At 54.1% G+C, this 1,293-nt stretch carries 1 rRNA gene; it reads left to right on the forward strand.

The features are described 5' to 3' along the window. Window positions 1-526 precede the first annotated feature (526 nt). Window positions 527-1,293: ribosomal RNA gene (locus ACWGPT_RS19850) — 23S ribosomal RNA — on the forward strand; the annotation flags it as partial.

The following is a 1,293-nucleotide window of genomic DNA, read 5'->3' on the forward strand; positions in this document are numbered from 1 at the left end:
TTCGATCCCGCTCAGCTCCACCAATTCGCCCTCGGGGCAAGTGGTGTCGAGCCGGCGAGATATCCTTCTGAAGAAATAAAGGTTTGCACGGACCAGTTCTGGTCTTCGTGCCTGTTTTGCAAATATCGTGAAGAGAAGATTGATCTGGAGGCTTCCAGGTATGGGTTTTTGCCCATGTCCGAAGCCGGTTCCGCTGAGATCGCCGATGGCCTAGCCGGCCGGATGCGAAGGAGGGGCCGGGGGAGGTAGGAAGCCTGTCACTCTGGTCGGTCGTCGTTGCCATCCCTTTGGGGTGGTTCTGGCGATTTGATTGATGGCCGTTGCCTGACCGCGCGGTCCCGGATTTAATCTCGAGAAGCTGGTCTTATAGATGGACTGCAAGCGAGCCGCTCGGCGTGGCTCCAATAAAGCAGATCCATCGAACACGTCGATGGCATCATTGAGTGGACCGGATTGTAAAAGGTAATCCGGTCGTCTTCTTCCCTTCGGGGTTGAAGGCTAGATGATGGGCATTGGCAATGAGAACGATTAAGTGTCGTAAGGGCATTTGGTGGATGCCTTGGCATGCACAGGCGAAGAAGGACGTGATACGCTGCGAAAAGCCGTGGGGAGCTGCGAATGAGCTTTGATCCATGGATCTCCGAATGGGGAAACCCACCTTAAATGCTTGGGAAATCTGTTTGGTCGGCTTTGGCTTGCGGGGGAATTCCTTCGTAGGGCAGAGCCCGTCGGTCCTTTTGGACCGCGCCGTCCGCAGGCCTTTGGCCGCGAGGACAGGACAAAACAGGTTTCCAAGCATTGTGATAAGGTATCTAGCCCTGAATACATAGGGGTTAGAAGCGAACGCAGGGAACTGAAACATCTAAGTACCTGCAGGAAAGGACATCAACCGAGACTCCGTAAGTAGTGGCGAGCGAACGCGGACCAGGCCAGTGGCAATGAGGAATAAAGCCGAACAGGTTGGAAAGCCTGGCTATAGTGGGTGATAGCCCCGTAGGCGTAGAACACTCATTGTCCTTGAGTAGGGCGGGACACGTGAAATCCTGTCTGAACATGGGGAGACCACTCTCCAAGCCTAAGTACTCGTGCATGACCGATAGCGAACAAGTACCGTGAGGGAAAGGTGAAAAGCACCCCGACAAGGGGAGTGAAATAGAACCTGAAACCGGATGCCTACAAACAGTCGGAGCCCGCAAGGGTGACGGCGTACCTTTTGTATAATGGGTCAACGACTTAGTGTAACTAGCAAGCTTAAGCCGGTAGGTGTAGGCGCAGCGAAAGCGAGTCTGAACA

The organism is Pseudorhizobium sp. NPDC055634, assembly GCF_053618655.1.